The 20,554-nt window shown below is 61.7% G+C and carries 20 protein-coding genes and 1 tRNA gene; 8 read left to right on the top strand and 13 right to left on the bottom strand.

The genetic code is table 11. From position 1 onward, the window contains the following. Positions 1-9: 9 nt before the first annotated feature. From IPM84_06120 to IPM84_06105, 4 genes are all read right to left on the bottom strand, one after another. On the bottom strand, positions 10-375 hold the full coding sequence (locus IPM84_06120; GenBank protein ID MBK9092344.1) for a hypothetical protein: 366 nt from the start codon (positions 373-375) through the stop codon (positions 10-12). 31 nt (positions 376-406) lie between these two features. Further along, complete coding sequence (rsmH, locus tag IPM84_06115; protein MBK9092343.1) at positions 407-1,345, bottom strand: 16S rRNA (cytosine(1402)-N(4))-methyltransferase RsmH; 939 nt, start codon at positions 1,343-1,345, stop codon at positions 407-409. Between the two features lie 2 nt (positions 1,346-1,347). Continuing rightward, on the bottom strand, positions 1,348-1,755 hold the full coding sequence (locus IPM84_06110; GenBank protein ID MBK9092342.1) for a cell division/cell wall cluster transcriptional repressor MraZ: 408 nt from the start codon (positions 1,753-1,755) through the stop codon (positions 1,348-1,350). 330 nt (positions 1,756-2,085) lie between these two features. Continuing rightward, a tRNA-Glu gene (locus tag IPM84_06105) sits at positions 2,086-2,161 on the bottom strand. Positions 2,162-2,321: 160 nt separating this feature from the next. Here IPM84_06105 and IPM84_06100 point away from each other — a divergent pair. From IPM84_06100 to IPM84_06070, 7 genes are all read left to right on the top strand, one after another. After that, positions 2,322-4,103 (top strand): DEAD/DEAH box helicase, encoded by a 1,782-nt coding sequence (locus tag IPM84_06100; protein ID MBK9092341.1) that lies wholly within the window; start codon positions 2,322-2,324, stop codon positions 4,101-4,103. Continuing rightward, the gene (locus IPM84_06095; GenBank protein MBK9092340.1) at positions 4,096-4,995 is read left to right on the top strand and encodes a helicase-associated domain-containing protein; all 900 of its coding nucleotides are present in this window, start codon (positions 4,096-4,098) and stop codon (positions 4,993-4,995) included. Before IPM84_06100 ends, IPM84_06095 begins: the two co-directional genes overlap by 8 nt. Positions 4,996-5,025: 30 nt before the next feature. Then, positions 5,026-7,350 carry a helicase-associated domain-containing protein gene (locus IPM84_06090; protein ID MBK9092339.1) on the top strand — a complete coding sequence of 775 codons (2,325 nt, stop codon included), beginning with the start codon at positions 5,026-5,028 and terminating at the stop codon, positions 7,348-7,350. A gap of 117 nt (positions 7,351-7,467) precedes the next feature. Beyond that, the gene (locus tag IPM84_06085) at positions 7,468-7,620 is read left to right on the top strand and encodes a YqaE/Pmp3 family membrane protein (protein MBK9092338.1); all 153 of its coding nucleotides are present in this window, start codon (positions 7,468-7,470) and stop codon (positions 7,618-7,620) included. Positions 7,621-7,733: 113 nt separating this feature from the next. Next, entirely contained in the window at positions 7,734-8,711 is a 978-nt protein-coding gene (locus tag IPM84_06080; GenBank protein ID MBK9092337.1) for a dipeptidase, read from the top strand. A 12-nt stretch (positions 8,712-8,723) separates the two neighbouring features. After that, on the top strand, positions 8,724-9,680 hold the full coding sequence (locus tag IPM84_06075; protein MBK9092336.1) for a diacylglycerol kinase family lipid kinase: 957 nt from the start codon (positions 8,724-8,726) through the stop codon (positions 9,678-9,680). A 166-nt stretch (positions 9,681-9,846) separates the two neighbouring features. Further along, positions 9,847-10,029 carry a hypothetical protein gene (locus IPM84_06070; protein ID MBK9092335.1) on the top strand — a complete coding sequence of 61 codons (183 nt, stop codon included), beginning with the start codon at positions 9,847-9,849 and terminating at the stop codon, positions 10,027-10,029. A 103-nt stretch (positions 10,030-10,132) separates the two neighbouring features. On the opposite strand, the gene IPM84_06065 is transcribed toward IPM84_06070, so the two are convergent. The 3 genes from IPM84_06065 to IPM84_06055 form a co-directional block, all read right to left on the bottom strand. Continuing rightward, complete coding sequence (locus tag IPM84_06065) at positions 10,133-12,136, bottom strand: ABC transporter ATP-binding protein (GenBank protein ID MBK9092334.1); 2,004 nt, start codon at positions 12,134-12,136, stop codon at positions 10,133-10,135. Between the two features lie 12 nt (positions 12,137-12,148). Continuing rightward, the gene (locus IPM84_06060) at positions 12,149-14,002 is read right to left on the bottom strand and encodes an ABC transporter ATP-binding protein (protein ID MBK9092333.1); all 1,854 of its coding nucleotides are present in this window, start codon (positions 14,000-14,002) and stop codon (positions 12,149-12,151) included. Between the two features lie 71 nt (positions 14,003-14,073). Further along, the gene (locus tag IPM84_06055) at positions 14,074-14,631 is read right to left on the bottom strand and encodes a winged helix DNA-binding protein (protein MBK9092332.1); all 558 of its coding nucleotides are present in this window, start codon (positions 14,629-14,631) and stop codon (positions 14,074-14,076) included. Between the two features lie 249 nt (positions 14,632-14,880). Between IPM84_06055 and IPM84_06050 the strand changes: the two genes are divergently transcribed. Then, positions 14,881-15,156 (top strand): Lrp/AsnC ligand binding domain-containing protein, encoded by a 276-nt coding sequence (locus IPM84_06050; protein ID MBK9092331.1) that lies wholly within the window; start codon positions 14,881-14,883, stop codon positions 15,154-15,156. Positions 15,157-15,174: 18 nt separating this feature from the next. Here the strand turns inward: IPM84_06050 and IPM84_06045 are convergent, their stop codons facing one another. The 6 genes from IPM84_06045 to IPM84_06020 form a co-directional block, all read right to left on the bottom strand. Further along, the gene (locus IPM84_06045) at positions 15,175-15,564 is read right to left on the bottom strand and encodes a hypothetical protein (GenBank protein MBK9092330.1); all 390 of its coding nucleotides are present in this window, start codon (positions 15,562-15,564) and stop codon (positions 15,175-15,177) included. Then, positions 15,561-16,106, bottom strand: coding sequence for a type I restriction endonuclease subunit R (locus tag IPM84_06040; protein ID MBK9092329.1), 546 nt, complete (start codon positions 16,104-16,106; stop codon positions 15,561-15,563). The genes IPM84_06045 and IPM84_06040 overlap by 4 nt, the downstream gene beginning before the upstream one ends. After that, positions 16,103-17,431 carry a transcriptional regulator gene (locus IPM84_06035; GenBank protein MBK9092328.1) on the bottom strand — a complete coding sequence of 443 codons (1,329 nt, stop codon included), beginning with the start codon at positions 17,429-17,431 and terminating at the stop codon, positions 16,103-16,105. Before IPM84_06035 ends, IPM84_06040 begins: the two co-directional genes overlap by 4 nt. Positions 17,432-17,474: 43 nt before the next feature. Beyond that, on the bottom strand, positions 17,475-18,251 hold the full coding sequence (locus tag IPM84_06030) for a four helix bundle protein (protein ID MBK9092327.1): 777 nt from the start codon (positions 18,249-18,251) through the stop codon (positions 17,475-17,477). A gap of 20 nt (positions 18,252-18,271) precedes the next feature. Further along, positions 18,272-19,444, bottom strand: a complete 1,173-nt coding sequence (locus IPM84_06025) for a restriction endonuclease subunit S (GenBank protein MBK9092326.1) — start codon at positions 19,442-19,444, stop codon at positions 18,272-18,274. 166 nt (positions 19,445-19,610) lie between these two features. Next, on the bottom strand, positions 19,611-20,513 hold the full coding sequence (locus tag IPM84_06020; GenBank protein ID MBK9092325.1) for an N-6 DNA methylase: 903 nt from the start codon (positions 20,511-20,513) through the stop codon (positions 19,611-19,613). Positions 20,514-20,554: the final 41 nt, after the last annotated feature.

Here is a 20,554-nt window from a genome sequence, read left to right as displayed (position 1 = left end):
CCCCTTCTACTACTGGCCTGTTGGGCCAAATGCCGTTGGCAGGCCGGACACGACAACATAGATGCGACGGTCAGCCGGGACAAAGCCAGCCGCCCGCGCCCGCGCCTCCAGCGCGTCCATATTGGCATACTGACTGATCTCGACGCGCAGCTCGGCGTTGGTGATGAGCAATTGCTGGTAGCGCGCTTGGGCCGTATAAATCTCATGCTGAGCCGCCGCCATCTCGCCGTTGGGCAAGAGCAGGGCGAAGAAAGCCAGGCATACCACGAAGAGCGCGGCCAGATAGAGCGCCGTTTGCTCGCCGGTCGTCAGACGGCGACGGCGGTTGAAGATGGTCTGCGGTCGCCACAACGTTCTTGGCGTCGGATATAACATAGGGGTCTCCTCTTGTTTTTCTACTCTGATCTCAGGCGATTTTTTCTGCCACTCGCAGATGCGCGCTGCGGCTGCGCGGGTTGCGGCTCACCTCAGCCTCCGTGGCCGCAATCGGTTTCTTCACGCTCAAGCGCAGACGGGCACGATGCCCACACACACAGACCGGCAAACGGGGCGGGCAAATACAGTCGCTGGCTTCGCGCTGCATGAACTGCTTGACAAGGCGATCTTCCAACGAATGAAAGCTAATGACAACCAGGCGCCCAGCGATTTGCAGCAGGTCAAGGGCCTGGGGCAATACCCGCTCCAACGCGCCCAACTCATCGTTGACCGCGATGCGCAGCGCCTGAAACGTGCGCGTCGCGGGATGAATGCGTTCATGACGACCACCCGTCGCCCGGGCAATCACCGCGGCCACCACCCTGGCCTCAGACAGCGGGCGAGCCGTCACCAGGGCACGCGCAATCCGACGCGAGAAGCGCTCCTCGCCGTAGCGGAAGATCAGATCGGCCAGTTCAACTTCGTCCAACGTATTGACCAGGTCGGCTGCCGAACGGCCCGCGGCCGGGTTGAAGCGCATGTCAAGAGGGCCTGCGCTCAAGAAACTAAAGCCGCGGTCGTCACCGGCCAATTGATACGATGACAGTCCCAAGTCGAGCAGGATCGCCGCCGGCGCCAGCCGGTACGCGCCGGCCACGATGCGCATCTGATCGAAATTGGCCTGCGCCAGAATGGCACGCTCGCCAAAGGGCGCCAGGCGCATACGCGCACGGGCCACTGCGGCCGGGTCGGCATCCAAACCCAGGAGGCGACCTGTGGGGGCTATCGCCTGCAAAATCGCTTCGGCGTGACCGGCGCCGCCTAATGTCCCATCAATCACATCGGCGCCCGGGGTCAGGGCCAGCGCAGCCAGGGTTTCGTTGAGCAGGACCGGGACATGACCCTCGTCAGCCGGCGGGTACGCGGCCACCCCTAAATGCTCAGCGCCCGAAAGAGCGACGTCATCTCGTTGTCCTGCATCAGGTGCGCACGGCGATCCTGCCACAAGGTAGGCGCCCACAGTTCCAGGTGCGTACCGACACCGGCCACCGTCACACTATCGGTGATGCTGGCAAACGCGCGCAGGTCGGGTGGAAGAATGAAACGGCCCTGGGTATCCAGTTCCACATCGGCCGCCTCCGCATACAACCAGCGGCGCAGCTCCCCAATAGCCAGATCGGTCAGCATGGGCTTATCCTGCAGGCGCTCGGCCAGGCCCTGCCATTCGCTCAACGGCAGGACGATCAGATAGTCACCCATGCCGCGGGTCACCATCCCGCCAGGCGCCAACGCGGTGCGGTATCGGGACGGAATGGTCAGGCGACCTTTGCTATCAAGCATATGTTCGGTGCGACCGACGAACACTTGTTCTTATTCCCCACTTTAGTCGATTTTTGGCCTAATTTTTAGGGATTTTTCCCCACTCTTCCCCACTTAGCCTTATTATACAGGGAATTTTCAATTTGTCTAGTCCCCTGAGGGGTGACTTTGGTCATGTTCGTGAAATTGGGCAACAGCGGGCATGGCCTTGCGCCTGCCCGCGTGGGCGACCGCAGGGGTGCGCTACGACGCCGGGACACAAAGATACGGAAGTGGCGGTTTACGTCCCGGTATGAGCCATGGAGATGGGAAAAAGAAGGGGCCTTCATGCATCAGCATGAAGGCCCCGCCTGGTAGCGCATAGGGGATTCGAACCCCTGTCACCGCCTTGAGAGGGCGGCGTCCTAGGCCCCTAGACGAATGCGCCGTGGACAGTGACATTATAACGAGGACGGGAATGCTGTCAAGTTTTAGTTTCAGGCCAGAAAATTGCATCTATCCCCTGGCAATGGTACACTAAGGGCTTGTCAAAGAATAGGCTCCCGCATCTTCCTGACCGAAATGCGGACAAGAATAGGTGGTCTTCTATGCCATACAGTCCAAACAACCCGCTCATCGTCCAGAGCGACCGCAGCGTGCTGCTGGAGGTGCAAAATGATCGCTATGAGGCGGCGCGCGATGCGCTGGCACGCTTTGCCGAGCTGCAAAAAAGCCCGGAGTTCATCCACACCTACAGAATCACCCCACTGAGCCTGTGGAACGCGGCCGCAGCCGGCCTCAGCGCCGATCAAATCCTGGCAGATCTGAGCGAGTATGCCAAATTCGACGTACCGGAAAACGTCATCTTTGATATTCGCGAGTCCATCGGACGTTATGGCCGCGTGCGCCTGGAGAAAAACGAGGACGGCCTGCTCATCCTCACCTCCGCCGACGTGGCCCTGCTCACCGAGCTGACGCGGCGCAAGGAACTGAAGCCCTATCTGCTGGGCCAACTCGATGCCAACACGCTGCTGGTGGATCCCGCGCGGCGCGGGCACATCAAGCAAGCCCTGGTGCATGTCGGCTATCCGGCCGAGGACGTGGCCGGCTACGTGGAAGGCGCACCGCTGGAGATCAGCCTGCTGCCGGCCAGCCGCGCCAGCGGGGACGCCTTCGCCCTGCGCCATTATCAGCAGGATGCGGTAGATACCTTCTATGCCGGCGGCTCGGCGCGGGGCGGCAGCGGTGTCATCGTGCTGCCCTGCGGCGCCGGCAAGACCCTCGTCGGCATGGCCGCCATCCAGAAATTGCAGTGCAACACCCTGATCCTCACCCCGAGCACCGTGGCGGCGCGCCAGTGGATTCGCGAGTTGCTGGACAAAACCACCATCACCGAGGACATGGTGGGCGAATATACCGGACTCACCAAGGAGATCAAGCCGATCACCGTGACCACCTATCAGATCATGACCTGGCGGCCGCGGCGCAAGCATGGCGAAGAGTTCGTCCCTGAAAACGAATACCCGCACTTCGGCCTGTTCGACCAGCGCGACTGGGGCCTGATCATCTATGACGAGGTACACCTGCTGCCGGCGCCGGTCTTTCGCATCACCGCGGAGATCCAGGCACGCCGCCGCCTGGGGTTGACGGCGACCCTGGTGCGTGAGGACAATCGCGAAGAGGATGTCTTCTCCCTGGTTGGCCCCAAGAAGTATGACGTGCCCTGGAAGGACCTGGAGGCACAGGGCTGGATCGCCACGGCCGAATGTCATGAGATTCGCATTTCCCTGCCGGACGATGAGCGCATGGCGTACGCGCTGGCCGAAGATCGGGACAAGTACCGCATGGCCGCCACGTCTATGTCTAAGATCGCCCCGCTGGTGCAATTGCTCTCTAAGCATCGCAATGATCAGGTGCTCGTCATCGGCCAGTACATCGAGCAGTTGGAGCGTGTGGCCGAAGTGGTCGAAGCGCCGCTCATCACCGGCAGCACACCGGTGCGCGAGCGTGAGCGCCTCTTCCAACTGATGCGTGACGGCGAGCTCAGCCGGCTGGTGGTGTCGAAGGTCGCCAACTTCGCCGTTGACCTGCCGGAAGTCAATGTGGCGATCCAACTCAGCGGCAGCTACGGCAGCCGCCAGGAGGAAGCACAGCGCCTGGGGCGCATCCTGCGCCCCAAGAAGAATGGCATGTTGGCGCACTTCTACACGCTGGTCACCAAAGACACCAACGACCAGGAGTTTGCGGCCAACCGTCAGTTGTTCCTGACCGAGCAGGGCTATCGCTACGAAATTCTATACGCCCATGAAGTCCCGGACTACCAGCCCAACCTTGTAGCCACGCCCGGCGATCACGCGGGCAGCCGGCGTTATGAGCGACCCCATGCCTGACGCCGGCGGCACTGTGGCTGGCAACCCGTTCAGCGCCGCGCTGCTGGCCCGCTTTTCAGAATCGGCCCTGGCGCAGGCGAAAAACTATCTGATCATCGGGGGAGTGTTCGATGGCGAGTTGACCGTGACGCCCGACGCGCAGTTCTTGCAGGCGAACGTGCGGCGCAGCACCGCGCGTCACTATCACGTGACCATTCAGGCCAACGCGAGGGGCGAGGTCAACTGGCTGTGTACGTGCCCGTTTGCTGCGCAGAACTGCGAACACACGGCGGCGGTCTTGCGGGTATGGCTGCAAGAGCCGCAGCGCTTCACGATCTCGCACGATGACGCGCCCATCTACCTGCCGGCTGCCGCGCCAATGGCTGTCACGGTGACGCCGCCAGCCGCGCCGGTTGCCGCGCCGGCGTCCGTGCCTGCGGGCGCGGCGCTGCGTGTCACGCCAGACTTGCTGCTCTATGTGCGCCGCGACAAAGCTGCACCTGCGCTCAGCAAACTGGTGGAAACGCTGGCAGAACTGCGCAGCACGAACGGTGAGCACAGCATCTACCAAATCACCGGCCAGGGCTTGCAGGCGGCGTTGCAGGACGGGCGTACGATCGCGGAGATTCTAGCCAGCCTGACTGACGCCAGTGATGAGGCGCTGCCTGAGGCTGCCCGGTCACGTCTGCAAGGTTGGGCGGATGCGCAGGATACCTTTCACCTGTATGACAATCTGCCCGTGGTCGAGTTTGCCGACGATTTCGCCTTGCAGGAACTCCTGCGGGCAGGCGGTATTCGGCGGTATCTGCTGCACATCTTTTCCCCGCGCCTGGTGGCCATCCATCCCCGTCATGTCAATGACCTGGTGGCTGAGATGGAACGGCGCGGCCTGATGCCCAAAGTCGAGTCGTAGAGAACGCGCCGCGAGAGTGTAAGAATTACCATGCTTCTCAGCCTGACCGAAGCCTTGAGCAACTACAAACTGCACGTCTTGACGCGCATGGCGCGCACGGCCGAGATCGAAGTGCCCGACCGGCGCAAAGAGACCCTGGTGAACGCCCTGGTGCAGCGTCTGTACACGCCGACCGCGATCAACCGTGCTATGGCGCACATGAACAGCCGCGAGATTGCCTGCCTGCAACGGCTGCAAGCTGTGGATGGAGAGGTGCGCAGCACGGGGTTGAAACTCGCCATGGTGCGTGCCCGATTGGTGGAAGAATCTCCCAACCACGCGGCGTACAGCCGCTACAATCCACCGCCGGCCGATTCCTTCGAAACCGTCATCACCACCCTGCTGGAACGCGGCCTGGTCCTCACCCGCGGGCCGCTCGGAGGCGGCACCCTGTTGGATCTGGAGCCGGGCGCCGTACTGTGGATTCCTATCGAGGCACGACGCCATCTACCGCCCTTGCCTGAGAGCAAAGCGCACACGGTGGAGATACACAGCACGCGCGAAGGCTCGGCGCGCACGTTTCAGCGCGACCTCTACCTTTACTGGAGCCATCTGCGGGAGAAACCGCTGACGCCAACCCAGGCCCTGTGGCTGCGCAAGTCCGATCTGCGCGCCGTCAATGAGAAGTTGCTGGTCAAGAGCAGCCTGGGAACCGGCAGCGGCGAAAAAGACGCCCGTCGCCTGTTCTTCCTGCGACGCCTCTTACAGGAACTGGACATGCTGAGCCACAAGCGCAACCAGGTGGTGGCCAATGAAAAAGCCCCCTTCCTGGCCCTGGAGCCTGCCGAGCGGGTCAAACGTTGCTTCGAGTTGTGGAGCAAGGGCCGTTTTTGGAATGAGATTTTTGGCGTGACCGATGTGAACTTGCGCACGAACGACACCGCGATTGCTTTGGCGCACAGTGGCATCGTTACGGCCCGCGAAACAGTGCTGCGACAGCTCGCACGGCTACCGCACGAGGGGTGGGTGTTGACCGACACCCTCGTGAATCGCCTGCGTGACCAGGAATACGAATTCCTGATCCCCCGTAACCGCAACCACAACCGTCTGGCGCCGCTCCAGAACTACAGCTTTGGCGTTCCCAGCAATCCCTACACCAATAACCCGTATGGCTGGCTGTTCGACCGCATCTACGGCGAGGAGTCCGGCTGGTACCGCATCGAAGCGGAGTTCGCGCGCAGCGTGGTGCGTGAAGGACTCTACTGGCTCGGCCTGGTGGACCTGGGCTATGAGCCGGAGACGCTCAGCAATGACAAGTTGGGCGAACCACCCCCCGCCTTTACCGCCTATCGCTTGACCGACATGGGGCGCTGGCTGCTCGGCAGCGGGCCGATGCCACAGGTCAACACCGACAGCGGTCGGGTCATTGTGCAGCCCAACTTCGACGTTTTTGCCCTCGACCCCGTGACGGACATGGTGCTGGCCGATCTCGATCAATTTTGCGATCGCCTGAGCGCCGAACGCGCCGTGCATTACCAGATCACACGCCAGTCGGTCTATCGCGGCAGCCGTCGTGGTTGGGATGTGCCGCGCATCATCGAATTCCTGAATAGTGTCAGCAAGTCGCAATTGCCACAAAACGTGGAACGCGACCTGCGTGAATGGGCCATCGCGATGCAGCGCGTGGTGGTGCATGCGCACGTTTCTCTGCTGCAAACAACCAGCCCTGCCTTGTTGGATGGGGTTCTGCACGATCACCGCGTGGCCGGCGCGCTGCAAAGCCGGCCCAGTCCGGATGTCGCCTTGCTCGTGTGCAGCCCTACCCATGTTGACCAGGTTTTCAACGCGCTGCTGGCGGCCGGGCACTTGCCGGCCCGCACCCGCACCGATCTGGCAACGCCTGTACCATCGCTAACCGTGACACCCGCTGGCACGGTCAGTTTTCAACACCGCCTGCCCAGTATCTATCTCATCGCGCAGGTCGAACCGTTTTGTGAGCAGACTGACAGTGAAACCTGGCAGATCACCGCCCCGGCGGTGCATAACGCCATTGACAACGGCTGGACCGCCGCCTCGATCCTGGATACCCTGCGGACGCTGAACATCGGCCCGTTGCCCCCGCGTTTCGATCTCAAGATCAAAGCCTGGGCAGGGCACTTTGGCGAGGCCCGCCTGCAAACGCTGACCCTTCTCCAGCTCGGCGCCAACAAAATCCTGGACGAACTACTGACCGATGCGGACGTTGGCCCGTTGTTGACGCGTTTTGTCACCGCCGATCCCTCGCGCGCGCTGGCGGTGGTTGATGCGGACAACGTCGAGCGCCTGTGCGAGCTGTTGACAGAGCGCGGCGTGGTCTTCAAGGGAAAAATCGTCTGACCGCAACTCCTGCCCCCCTCGTGCGTACTGTATACTGTGCTTGACCTGCATTGGTGACATGCAGCGGGTCAAACACACAACGCCTGAGCCGGATGGCTTCAAGAAGGAGTGTAACCTATGGGTTGCGGACGTGCATTGCTGTGTATTCTCTTACCGCCCCTCGCGGTCCTCGATAAAGGGTGCGGTACGGTTCTGTTGGTGACGCTGCTGACGATCGTGGGCTGGGTTCCCGGTGTGATCGGCGCCCTGGTGGTCAATTCGCAGTCGTAAGCAAGTAGAGTTGGCAACTCTGGCAGAGTTGGCGGCTCTGGCACAAGCTGAGTGAGTAGAGTTGCCAGCTCTGGCAGAGCTGGCAACTCTCTTATTTTCTGGAGATTATATTTATGTCAACCTCACAGCAACTTCATTTCGATGCCATTGTCTGCGACGGTCATTGTGACACGCTCGGCGATGTGCTGGCCGGCACGCGGCGCCTGCACGACCATGCCAGCAGCGGGCATGTGGATCTGCCGCGCCTGCGGGCGGGCGGCGTGACCGCACAGGTGTTTGCCTGTTTCGTGCCGGTCAGTGAATATCACACCGGCGCCACCCGCCATGCGCTGCAGCGCCTGGATGCCTTTCACGAAACGCTGGCCGCGGACGATCGCGATCTGCTGTTGGCAACGGGCGCGGCCGACATTCGCCAGGCCAAAACCAGCGGCAAAATTGCCGGCCTGCTCGGTCTGGAGGGCGCCGAAGCCCTGGCCGGCAGCCTGGAGGTGCTGCGCTGCTTTCATCGGCTGGGCGTGCGGGTCCTGGGGCTGACCTGGAACTTTCGCAACGAGGTGGCAGACGGCGTGCATGATTCGGGCACGACCGGGCTGACCCCTTTCGGGGTGCGCGTCATCGAAGAGAGCAACCGCATCGGCATGGTGATTGATGTCTCGCATCTGTCGCCGGCCGGCCTGACCCACGTCCTGGCGGTCAGCCAACAGCCGGTCATCGCCTCGCACAGCAATGCGCGCGCCCTGTGCGATCACATCCGCAACCTGACCGATGCGCAGATCGAGGCTATCGCGGCCAAAGGCGGCTTGATCGGCGCGACCTTTGTGCCCATTTTTCTAACCTCACCGGAGGAGAACGCCACCCTGGGCCATGTTCTCGATCATCTCGATTACCTGATCCGGGTAGCCGGCCCTGACCATGTCATGATCGGCTCCGATTTCGACGGCATTCGCTTTGCGCCGCCGGGCATCGAGGACGCCAGTCACTACCCCGCCCTCACCGCCGGCATGTTGGCACGCGGACATGACGAAGCCACCGTCCGCAAGGTGCTGGGCCTGAACTTCCTGCGCGTGCTGGAAACCGTGAGCGGGCGCTAAGCGCGAGGAACCATGAATGATCTGCCACAAACCGTGCCGATGCCCAGGGTGTTCGTCGTCTTCAACCCGGTCGCCGGCCATCACCACGCAGCCACAACGCAGCGAGCGATCGAAGACCATTTCAGGGCGTTGGCCTGGCCGCTGGAAATCTACCAGACCACCGGCCAGGAGGTAGTGGCCGCGAGGGTGCGCGAGGCGTTGCAGCGCGGCTGCAACCTGGTTGCGGCGGCCGGCGGCGACGGCACCGTGTCGGCCGTGGCCGATGGCCTGATTGGGACCGGGGTGCCGCTGGCTATCCTGCCCTTGGGCACCGGCAATGTGCTGGCGCGGGAGCTGGGCGTGCCGCTCAACCTCGCCAGCGCACTGCAACTCCTCGACGGGCCGCAGCGCCTGCGCCAACTGGACGCCATGCGCGCCTGGGATCGGCTCCACCTGCTCAATATCAGCACCGGCATCAGTGCCCTGGCCATGGGGGATATGCACGCGGGGGAAAAACGCCGCTTTGGCCGGCTGGCTTATGTCTGGAGGGGTCTGCGACGCATCCTCGGCGCCCAGCCGTATCGGTTCACCCTCAGCATTGACGATCATACCTTCCACGTGCGCGCCTCGGAAGTGGCTATCCCCAACGCCAGCACCATCGGCCTGGCCCAACTGAGTTGGGGCGACCACATCAAAGTGGACGACGGCCATGTAGATGTCTGCATCCTGCGCACCCGCCATCCCGTGGACTATGCACGGCTGGCCTGGCACGCCCTGCTCCGGCAGCAGCGGCGCGACCCGGCCTTTCGTTCGATTCCCGCGCGGCGCAGCATTGTGATCGAAGCCAATCGTCCACTGCCGGTGCAGGGCGACGGCGAAGTGATCGGTCAGACCCCAGTGCGCATCGAGGTTCTGCCGTCGGCCATTCCCGTGATCGTGCCAGCAGCGGTGCGCGGCGGTTGGGGCATTCCACTGTGGCCGCGGCTCTGAACGCAGGGCCTGTCCACGCGCAGATTGCCGTTTCTGCCCTATCTGTGAAATCTATTGCAAAAAGGATTGTCAACGCGGGCAATCAGGAGTATAATAAAGACAGGCAGGAGCGCAGCGCAGATGCATGTCCTGCCCCTACCCCGTCTGATAAAAGAGGATTCGTACCATGCGAAACATAATTTGTCTACTCCTGGGCCATCGCTGGCACCTGGAACGGCGCGAACAACATTACGGCATTGTAGAGACGATCACCGTGTGCGATCGCTGCGGTGATCACTGTCTCGGCACCTTCGACGCGGAAACCGGGCAGCGCAACCTGCTCTTCGGCACACCTCCGGCCCGCCCTTAACCCTATCGGCACAACAACCAGCTTTACGAGCGGCAGCAGGCAACCAGCAATGGTTACCCACTGCCGCTCGACGCGTGTGGGGGGCAATTCGATCCCGCCTCTCTCAGGCAGGCGCCGCCCCCGACAACGCCATCACCGGCGTCGCGGGGGGAATCTGTTCTATCTGTTCCATCTGGTCCTCGCGGCGGAACTGGCTCATGTAGAGATCGTAATAGACGCCCCCCTGCGCCAGCAGTTCATCATGCTTGCCCCGTTCGACGATTTCGCCCGCGTTGAGCACGAGCACCTGGTCAGCGTTGCGAATCGTGCTTAGGCGATGGGCGATGACGAAACTGGTGCGTCCGGCCAGCAGCTTGTTCAGAGCCAGTTGAATCTGGCGCTCGGTACGCGTGTCCACGCTGGAGGTGGCCTCATCCAGAACCAGGATGCGCGGATCGCTCAGCGCGGCGCGCGCAATGGCGAGAAGCTGGCGCTGGCCCTGGCTGAGACCGCTGCCGCGCTCGCCCAACAGCGTCTGATAGCCATCGGGCAGGCGCTCGATGAACTGATCCGCCTGCACGAGGCTGGCCGCAGCCATCACTTCCTCATCGCTGGCGTCCGGTTTGCCATAGCGAATGTTGTTCATGACGGTGTCGCTGAACAGGAACGTGTCCTGCAGCACGATGCCGATCTGTTGGCGCAGGCTGGCGGCCGTCACATCACGCACATCCACGCCATCAATGCGCACCGCGCCGGCGGTGACATCGTAGAAGCGCGGCAGCAGGTTGATGATGGTGGTCTTACCCGCACCAGTGGGGCCGACAATGGCGATGGTCTGGCCCGGCTCGGCCAGCAGGCTCACATCTCGCAGCACGGGGACGCCCTTCTTGTAGGCTGCATGCACCCGATCGAACTCCACGCGGCCCTGAATGGCCGCCAGCGGCTGGGCGTCGGGCTTGTCAACCACCTCCAGCGCCTGGTCGAGCAGGCCAAAGATGCGCTCGCCGCCGGCGATGGCGCTCTGAATGTTGGTCCACAGCACCGACACCTGCTGAATGGGCTGGTTGAAGCGCTGCACATAGTTGAGGAAGGTGATGATCAGGCCCAGGGTCACGGTGGTGCCCAGCAGATCGTTGCCGCGCAGCAGAGCAAGACCGCCCACGCCGGTGACGATGGCAATGGCAACATAGCCCAGCGCTTCCAACGTCGGCGCCAGTGCGCTGGTGAAAGCCACCGCGCGAATGTTGGCGTCCCGGTTGGCCGCGTTGGTCACCCGGAACTGGTCAATGTTCTCCTGTTCGCGGTTGAAGGCTTGCACCTCGCGCACGTTGGCAATCGTCTCTTGCAGGTCGGCGTTGACGTTGCCGATCTCCTTACGGCTGCGACGAAAAGCCTTGCGCGCCTGGCCGGAGAACCAGAGCGTAGCCACGATCATGAAGGGCAGTACGGCCAATGAGAGCAGCGCGTAGGCCCAGCTCAGGCTCAACATCTTATACATGATCCAGAAGATCAGGAGGATACCGCTGGTGACATTGACCAGGGCAAAGCTCATCACCTGTTGGATCGTGTCGGTATCGTTGGTGAGGCGGCTCATGATCGCGCCGGCCTCATGCTCGGCATAGTAGTTGAGCGACAGGCGGTGAATCTGGCGAAAGAGGTCATCGCGCAGTTTACGCAGCACATGATTGCCGACCCACGACATGGCGTAGAACTGCAGGCCGCCGGTGATCGAACCGCCGATGTACAGACCCACCACCAACAGGATCACCCGCCCCAAACCGGCCACCGTGTCTGCGCTGCTGCGCGTGGCGGCCGGGGTCGTGTCGAACCAGCAGGTGCTCTCAGCGGCCGTGGCCTGCTGGGCCGGAAAGCCGCCGTCCCCCTGTGCGGCGCCGGTCAGGCGTGCGCTGGCGGCCGGAGTCAGATAGCAATCCACGGCCTGACCGATCAACTCTGGCGCAGTCACCTGCGCCCAGGTGCCGGCCACAACCAAAACGACCACCAGCAGCAGAACAGGCCAGAAGGCCTTGAAATAAACGCCGAAGCGACGCAGTGTCGCACCGACGCGTTGTGGTTTGAGCGTCTCTTGCTCCAGGATGGCACGCGGCCCCCCAGGTCCTCCCATCATGATAATGTCTCCTTATTCCTCGGTCAGGGCTACGTCGCTGACGAGTTGCGAATGATAGATGTCGGCGTAGATGGGGCTGTTATCCATCAGGTCTTCGTGCTTGCCACGGGCCACGATGCGCCCCTTTTCCATGACCAAAATTTGATCGGCGTTGACCACGGTGCTGATGCGCTGGGCGATGACAAAGCTGGTGCGGCCGTGCATCAACCGGGTGAGCGCCTGTTGAATCTGGAACTCGGTCTGCAGGTCAACCGAACTGGTGGAGTCATCCAGGATCAAGATCCGTGGATTGAGCAGAAGGGCGCGGGCGATGGCGATGCGCTGCTTCTGACCGCCGCTCAAGGTGGAGCCACGTTCGCCCACCGGCGTTTCATAGTCCGCGGAGAAGCTCATGATGAAGTCATGCGCCGAAGCCGCTTTGGCCGCCGCCGTCACCTCGGCCAGGGAAGCCTCCGGGCGACCAAACGCGATATTTTCGCGGATCGTGCCGCTGAAGAGATTGGTCTCCTGCAGCACAATACCGATCTGCGAGCGCAATGAGTCGAGCGTTACCTCGCGCACGTCGTGCCCATCAATGCGCACATGCCCGCTGCTAATGTCGTAAAAGCGCGGCAGCAGGTTGATGATCGTTGTTTTGCCGCTGCCGGTGGCGCCAAGCAGCGCGATCGTCTCGCCGGGTTTGGCGTCGAAGCTGACCTGGGAGAGAACCGGCTCACCGCTATCGAAGTAGCGGAAGGTCACATCTTCGAACGTGACATGGCCCTGCACCGGGGGCAGCGCCGCCGCACCCGGCTTGTCGGCCACATCGTTCCTGGCGTCGAAAATCTCGAAGATGCGGCTGGAGGAAGCGCTGGCCTGCGACATCTGGCTGATGATGAAGCCCAATTGACCGATGGGGAAGAAGACGTAGACCAGGTAAAGGCTGAACTTCTGCCATTCGCCGAAGGTGAGGGTGCCATCAATGATCTGTTTGCCGCCATAGTAAAGCACCGCGGCCTGGCCCAGGTTGGCAATCAAAAAGACGACCGGGAAGAGAAACGCGAAGGTACGGGAAACCTTGATATTCTGTTCCATCAGGCTGGCAGCCGCGACGTCGAACTTGCGCTCCTCATGCGGCTCGCGGGCAAAGGCCTTGACCACCTTGATACCGGTCAGGTTCTCTTGCAGAATGGTGTTGAGGCGCGAGAGGCGCTTCTGCACCTCGCTAAACAACGGCTGACTGATGGCGCCGAACACCATGAAGAGGAGGAGCGCCACCGGCAGCACCGGCAGGATGATCAACGTCAGCTTCAGGTTGGTGACCACCAGAATCGTGAGGGTGGCGGTCAGCAGCACGAACGCCTGCATCGCCAGCAACAGACCTTGCCCGATGAAGAGGCGCACTTTCTCCACGTCGTCGGTGGCGCGAATCATCAACTGACCGGTCTGGTTACGGTCGTGATAGCTGAACGACAGGCGCTGAATCTTGGCGTAGAGGTCGTTGCGGAAATCAAAGGCAATGCTCTGCGACACCCGTTCTGACGTGTAGGCCTGCGCAAAGGCGAACATGCCGCGCATGATAGCAAAGGCGACAATGAGCACGATGGCGTTGACGAGCACCTGTTCGCCGCTGTTGCGGTAGGTATCCAACTGCTCAGGCGTCCAGCCCAGGCGCTGCAGGGCGGTGCTCAGAAAAGCCGCGGGCGTCTGCGCCAGTTGCTTGGCGATGACGCCATTGGTCACAGCATCAATGATATTCTGCACTAACTGCGGCACAGCCAATTGCGCCGCAGTCGAAATGAACAGGAACAGGTACGCCGCCGCGGTCAGGCGCTTGTAATGCCCCAGGTATTTGATGGCGCGGCCCAATCCTCCTTTGGCCGGCATATCCACCCGTTGTTTGTGCCGTTTGGCAAGTCGTGTTTGCACTCGAAACTCCTTTTTATTCTTCTTTGCGCTCAGGCGCCGCGCCCGGCCCGTTCGTGGCAAAATCCGGGGCCAGCCTGGCTAAGCAGCGATTGGCGCAGACGCGCCAGCAGTTCCAGGAGCGTGGTGGTATCGGCCGCGCTCAGGTCGCCGCACAATTGATTGAGAAACGCCACGTGGCTGGGCGCCTGCTCGCGAATGCGGCTGCGTCCCAGGTCGGTCAGGCGAATGGTGAACGAGCGCCGGTCGTGCGCGTCCAGGCGGCGCTCGATCAGGCCCTGGTCTTCCAGCCCGCGCAGGAGCGAGCTGACGGTGTTCTTGCTCACGGCCTGATGATAGCTCAAAACCGAGGGGGAAAGGCCTTCCTGGTTGCCGCGCATTTCCTCCGCGTACAGGCGCATCAGCAGCCCCCAGCGCGGCCCGGAAAGCTGGCTGTCGCGCAGCCGCTCGGAAAAAATGGCATCGTACAGGTTGTTGACAATGCGCACCGAGCGCAACAGCTCCACACCGCTGATCGTCTCGATGCCGTGCTGCTGCATCAACTCCCGAAAGTCGCGATCATGAAAATGAATGTCCGCTGGTTGATTCATGGCTCCTTCCCGTGTCGTGTTCCAATCGAACAGCATTTAGTAACAGATAGAACTATTCGACGGCGAACTATTTTCTTCCCGAACGAGCACAAACGATGTGACGCTTCTTCCAATCTGTGGTATCATTTTCGCGTCCCGCTGAGGGGTTTTCACACAGGGACACAGGGGGTTCAGAGAGGACTTTTTGGTGTCCCTGTGTCCCTGTGTCCCTGTGTGAGTCGTTTTGTGTGAAGCAGGAAAGGAAATGGGATGGTAACAGCAATCATTCTGATCAATGTCGAGCATGGCCGCGTCAATGATGTGGCGGCGCAGGTGTTGGCGCTGCCGGGCGTCACCGAGGTCTACTCAGTGGGCGGCCGCTTCGACCTGGTGGCGGTGGCGCGGGTCAAGGACAACGATGCCATCGCCGGTCTGGTGACGGAGCATATGATCAAGCTGACCGGCATCCACAGCACGGAAACGCTGATTGCGTTCCGCGCCTACTCGCAGTATGACCTGGAGCGGATGTTTGCCATTGGCCTGTGAAGCCGCCGGCGCGCTTGCTCAGGCCAGTTCGATCAGTCTCACGAAGCCGGTGCTGACGCTCTCGAATGTGCCGCGCACATAGGCTTGACTGCCCCAGGCCAGGATGATCTCGCCGGCGCTCGCCAACGCGGCGGCGCGGCGTGCTCGTTCCCGCGTGGGGTTCGCATGGCCGGCCGTCGCCAGCGGGCCGACCGCCAACCCCACCGCGGCGCCCTGCCGGCTGGCGATTTGTGCGCCGCGGACAGCGCGCTCTACACAGGCGGAGAGGTGTTCATCGGTCTGTGACGCGACCGCGCACACCGTATCGGCGTCCACCGGCCAGCAGGTTGCGCCGGTCAGCGTTTGCGCCAGGGCCGCGGCGACCTCTGGCGCCGGCCCGCCCAGCCAGAGCATCACGCCATCGTTCATTTTCCGTATTTTCTCAATTCAATTTTGAACTCTTTGCTCTGGTTGGAGGTGTTTTGGCGGATGCCGTCGCCGAGGGAGACGCGGCTGTTCTTCAGCTCGATGACACCTACGGCGATGCCGTTGACGTAGAGCACCAGGTCGGGCCGCCGCGCGTAGTTGCCCCGCAGCGTGACTTCTTCCGCAATGGCGAAGTCGTTCTGCTCCGGCTGCTCCCAGTTGATCAGCTTGACCGTCTCTGTGACCTGGCCGGCCTCGATCTTGGCCGGCACGCCGTAGCGCAGCAGGCTGTAGATCGCCTTGTTGTTGTCGTAGAGGCTGCGGTTGGGGTTGTCCGCCTCGGTGCGCAGCTTGTAGAGCGCCACGTTGATCTGCGCCGGCGCGTAGCCGTGCTTGCGCAGGTGAGCGGTGAGCAGCCCTTCCTCGATGTTGCTGTTGTCGTCGCGGTCGGTCCAGTCGCCGAGGTAGTGGTAGCCGAGCTCGTCGCGGAACAAAGCGATCACCCGGTTCTGGGTCGCGCGTTCGGGTTGGCCGATGGTGCTCATGGCAGCGGTCCTTGTTGCAGGTTGGTCAGCCGCTGGCGGCCTTCTGCCGTGATGCGGTACGCTTGCAGCCGGCTTTGGGACTTATCGGGGATCATGTAGGCCACCCACCGGGCAGCCACCAACCTGCGCATCAGTTGATTCAGATGACCTGAGACCTCTCTTTGTCCCAGTGCATCGGAGAGCGCCGATTTGGACATGGGACCGCTGGTGGCAAGAAGACCAAGCACGCGCATCTCCAGCGATGCCGACTCTGGCTGTGACTCTGGCTGCGACTCTGGCCGTGACTCTGGCTGTGACTCTGGCTGCGGCTGTGACTCTGGCCGTGACTCTGGCTGCGACTGTGACTCTCGGAGTATCGCTTCTGGTCGAAAGGCAAAGACGATCCACAGTCCCGTTTGCTCGTAGCGCAACTCTGGCGCAGGCATTCCGGCGGCTTGACAGGCTGCCAGGATCTTTTCGATACCACGTCCCCAGGCTTCGATCATGCCTGCCCGAAAGAAGGCATTGGCCACATCGGGGTTATACGGCTCGGACGAATGCTTTTCGAGCAGCCGCGCAGCCGTCCAGCCGAGGGGCAACTGCCCTGGGTTCCAGAGCATAATCTTGTCTGCATAGACGCTGATCTGAATAGGTGTGGCGCTGCCGTAGTCCTTGTGCATCACCGCATTGAGCACCGCCTCACGCAACGCCTCTTCGGGCGCCGGGTAGGTCTCCACCCGCTGGATGCCTTCGTAGGAGATCAGCGCCTTCAGATACTTGTTCAGCAGGCGGTCCATGGTCTCGCTGACCTGGGTGAAGAGACTGCCGTGGATCTCATCCTGAAACAGCAGATCGGCGTTAGTGCGGAAGTAGCCGATCTTCACGAAGGCTCCAGTAACAAAGCGTTCCGGGTCGGGGTGAAAGAGCAACACGGCGGCCCGCTTCAGATAGGCGCCATCCGTCAGGTGCAGCTTGTCAATCAGGTTGGCATCTGTCTCCTGCAATATCTCGGCTGACAAACGTCCGCTGCGCTCGGCGCGCCTACGAAAATAGGCCAGCGACCGGCCATCCAGATCGGCCAGCGTGACATAGGGCACGGGTACGCCGTACCAATGCCTCCCCTGTTTGCGCAGCAGAAACTTGTCCAGCGCCGCGCCCTTTAGTTCCTGCTTGGTGCTGCCGCTGCGGTAATGGTATTCGCCCTTGTAGCTCACGGGATAGGGGTAGGGTTCGACCACGATCTCCAGATATTCCCGCTGATTTTCCGCGTGCAAATTCACATCCACGATGATGCCCAGGATGTCGCGCACCTTGTTGGGAATATCAACCAGCAATTTCTGCATCATCCCCTGCTTCTCTTCGTCCGATCCGTCGGATCTGACAAGCCCCTTAGGCCGCCCGCGTCCCTTTGCATTCCGGGTAGCCCGTGCAACCCCAGAATTGCTCGCCCGCGTGCGGGCCTTTGCGCGCCGTGCGCAGGGCCATCGCTCTGCCACATGCTGGGCAGGCTGGCGCGTCATTCGCCGCCGGGGCAGTCCCCTGCTGCTTCCCCCGTTCCGCAAGCCTTGCCGCGGCCAGTTGTTCGCTGTAACCGCCCTCGGTGATGAACGATCGTTCGAGCGCGGCGATCTGCTGATCCAGCAGGTAGTTGGCCTGGTGGATCAGGCAAATAGTCGTGTTGGCGACAATGGCAGGGTCCTCGTGATCCAGCCAGGCGGCGTAGGCCTTCCAGTGGGCGGCGGGATCGGACGGGTTAAACGAGGCCGCCTTCTCCTGTTGCCACCCCACCGCCCGCACCGCGCGCGCCTCGCGGTCATCCTTGCCCCACAGCCGCTTGCCGCGCTGACGCAAGAAATCCTCGTAATCCAGCAGCAACTCGTCCAGGCTGGCCCGCGCCACATTCACCAGCCGCAGTTCGGTGTGGCTTGAAGTGGCAGCCGCGCGACTGCCCTCGGCGATGTTCTGCCGGCCGCTGCGCGCTGCCTGCACCATCTGATCCACCGTGCGGGAGCGCTTGTCCAGGAAGCGCTCGCAGAAGCGCACCGTGGCATCGTAAATCACCGTCGTCACTTGAAATGAGCGCAACTTGCGGTAGCCTCCGCTTGGTCGCAGCCGTTTCCCGTCATGCGGGGCCGCGCGGTCCGCCGGCCCATCTGATTGATCCATCTGCTCCACCTGCTCTTCTTTCATACGAGTCGCACCCTCCCGGTGAGCAACTCCTGCATCATCCCCTGCTTGACCTGCCGCGCCTTGACCAGCTTTCCCTCCAGCGCGGCGATCTCCGCGTCCATGTCGGAGAGGATGGTGGCGATGGCAGTTTGTTCGAGGACTGGTGGCAATAGCAACTCGTAGTTTTTCACTACGTTCCAGTCGGAGCGCGGCATGTGCGTCCCGTATGAGGAGCTTGCGACTTCAATAAACTTGTCGGTTTGAACCATCTGAAACAGGTAAGCGGTGGAAATAAGATTCTCATTTGGCGCGAATACCCAGATCTCAGTCGAGCAGACGCCGGCACAATCAGCCCACCAGTATTTCCTCAAATAGGCGCGGAGTTTTCCGAACAAAACATCGCCTGCACGAAAAACTGACTTCAGCGAAGACTGTCCTCCAGTACTCGAACTGCCCAAAAGTGCACCAGTTGCAGAACCGATATGTTCCAACTCGACGCAGAACTCCTGAACCCCAGTTCTTTTTGGATCAATCCGGTCGTGTCGAGGAGCGACAACATCCCCAAACCGCTTCACCTCCCACTCCCCACTGAACCCCGGCAGCCGCCTCTTGCCGGTGAGCAATTCCTGCATCGCGCCTTGTTTGATGCCGCGCTTCTTGGTGATGAGCTGCTCCAGCGATTCGATGAGGGCATCCGCATCGCTCAACGCCTCGGCGATGGCGCGTTGTTCGGCGAGGGTGGGCGGCAGGGGCAACGTGATCCGCTTCACCACATCATTCATCAACTTAGGATTTCCGAGATTCCGCGAGACATGCCGGGGTGCTATCCTGCCGAGGACTTTTGAAACAAATACGGCATTGTCTGCTCTCAGGCGGATCGTGCCGCAAACGTTCGTGCAATTGAACCTACCGTTCCGATGGAATACTGTTCCAGCATTGGCACCATCAGTTGTCCAAGTGATGTATTCACCGTCGAAATCAAACGTGTCGATATATCCCATCACACCGTTATTTGATGTCTGCGACGAATACACAGGGTAGTTTGGGTTTCTGGACGCAGCTATCTCCTTGTGACTAATAACCCGCCCACGCCCAACGTCAGAAATCTGTTCAATAGTCTCGACGCGCCAATCCTCCGGAATCACCCCGACCTCGGTCTGCTTGTAGCCAGGCTTCACTTCCGCGCTCATGGATGCGCCTCCTTTGCGGCGCTGTTGGGTACCATAAGTCTCACTTAAATAGTCAGACGGTGTCTGACTTATTGGATAACCCAGGTACTCAATTTGTGCGACAGTGTCGCACAAATTGCCGCCTTGTTCATACTCCACAAAGTCGTGCCCGATCATAACTCTCAACTCAGCGCGCAAATCCCATCTTCGCCAGATGCGCGTTCACCCTGGCTTCCAACTCGGCCACGCGATTGACCTGCTGGGGCATGGGGGTCTCGTAGCGTTCGGCCAACTCCCGCACGCGCTGCGTCAGCGCCTGGCTGATGCGATCCATCTCGCCGTGGATGGCGGCGGCCAGCGCGGCCAGCCATTTGTCGTCCACCACCAGGGTCTTGATCTCGGCCCCGCTCAGTTTGGGATAGTGGGCGTAGGCTTTGGCGTCCAGCTCGGCCTCGGCGTCGCGCAACTGCTTCTTCAGCTCGGCCTCGCGGTTGCTCAAGGCCAGCCACTTGTCCAGCACATCGGCTTCCGCGCCGGCCTCGTCATTCGTGTTGTAGATCGCCCGGGCCTCGCGCAGCCGCGCGCTGACGTTAGCCCGGTTCACCTTCTCCAGCTCGGCGAAGATGCCCTCCTCGCCGCCCTCCTCCTCTTCCAGCTCGGCCAATTCCGCGGCGGCGCTTTCCAGTTCAGCCGCCAGCCGGTCCAGGGCCGCCTGCCCGTAGAGCGTGACCCTGGCGCTGGCGGCGTCGCCCACCTTCAGCAGCAGCGAACCAGAGCCGCAAGTGGGGTCATAGACGGTCGTCGCGTTGCTGGTGCTGGCGTCGCGGATGCCGATGATCTGCGCCATGATGCGGCTGACTTCGGCGGGGGTGTAGAACTGGCCTTTGCTCTTGCCGCTCTCAGTGGCGAAGTGGCGCATCAGGTATTCGTAGGCATCGCCCAGGATGTCGTCGCCATCCGCGCGGTTCTTCGAGAAGTCGAGCGCCGGATTCTCGAAGATGGCGATGAGGTTGGTCAGCCGGTCCACCATCTCCTTGCCGCTGCCGAGCTTGGTCGCGCTCACCAACCTAGTCCTTGTATGTCCCGGCATATCGGACAACCAGGTCTTTGAGGGTAAACCTGATTTCTCAG

Source organism: Candidatus Amarolinea dominans (genome assembly GCA_016719785.1).
Lineage (GTDB): Bacteria > Chloroflexota > Anaerolineae > SSC4 > Amarolineaceae > Amarolinea > Amarolinea dominans.
This window is presented reverse-complemented; position numbering and strand designations above follow the sequence as displayed.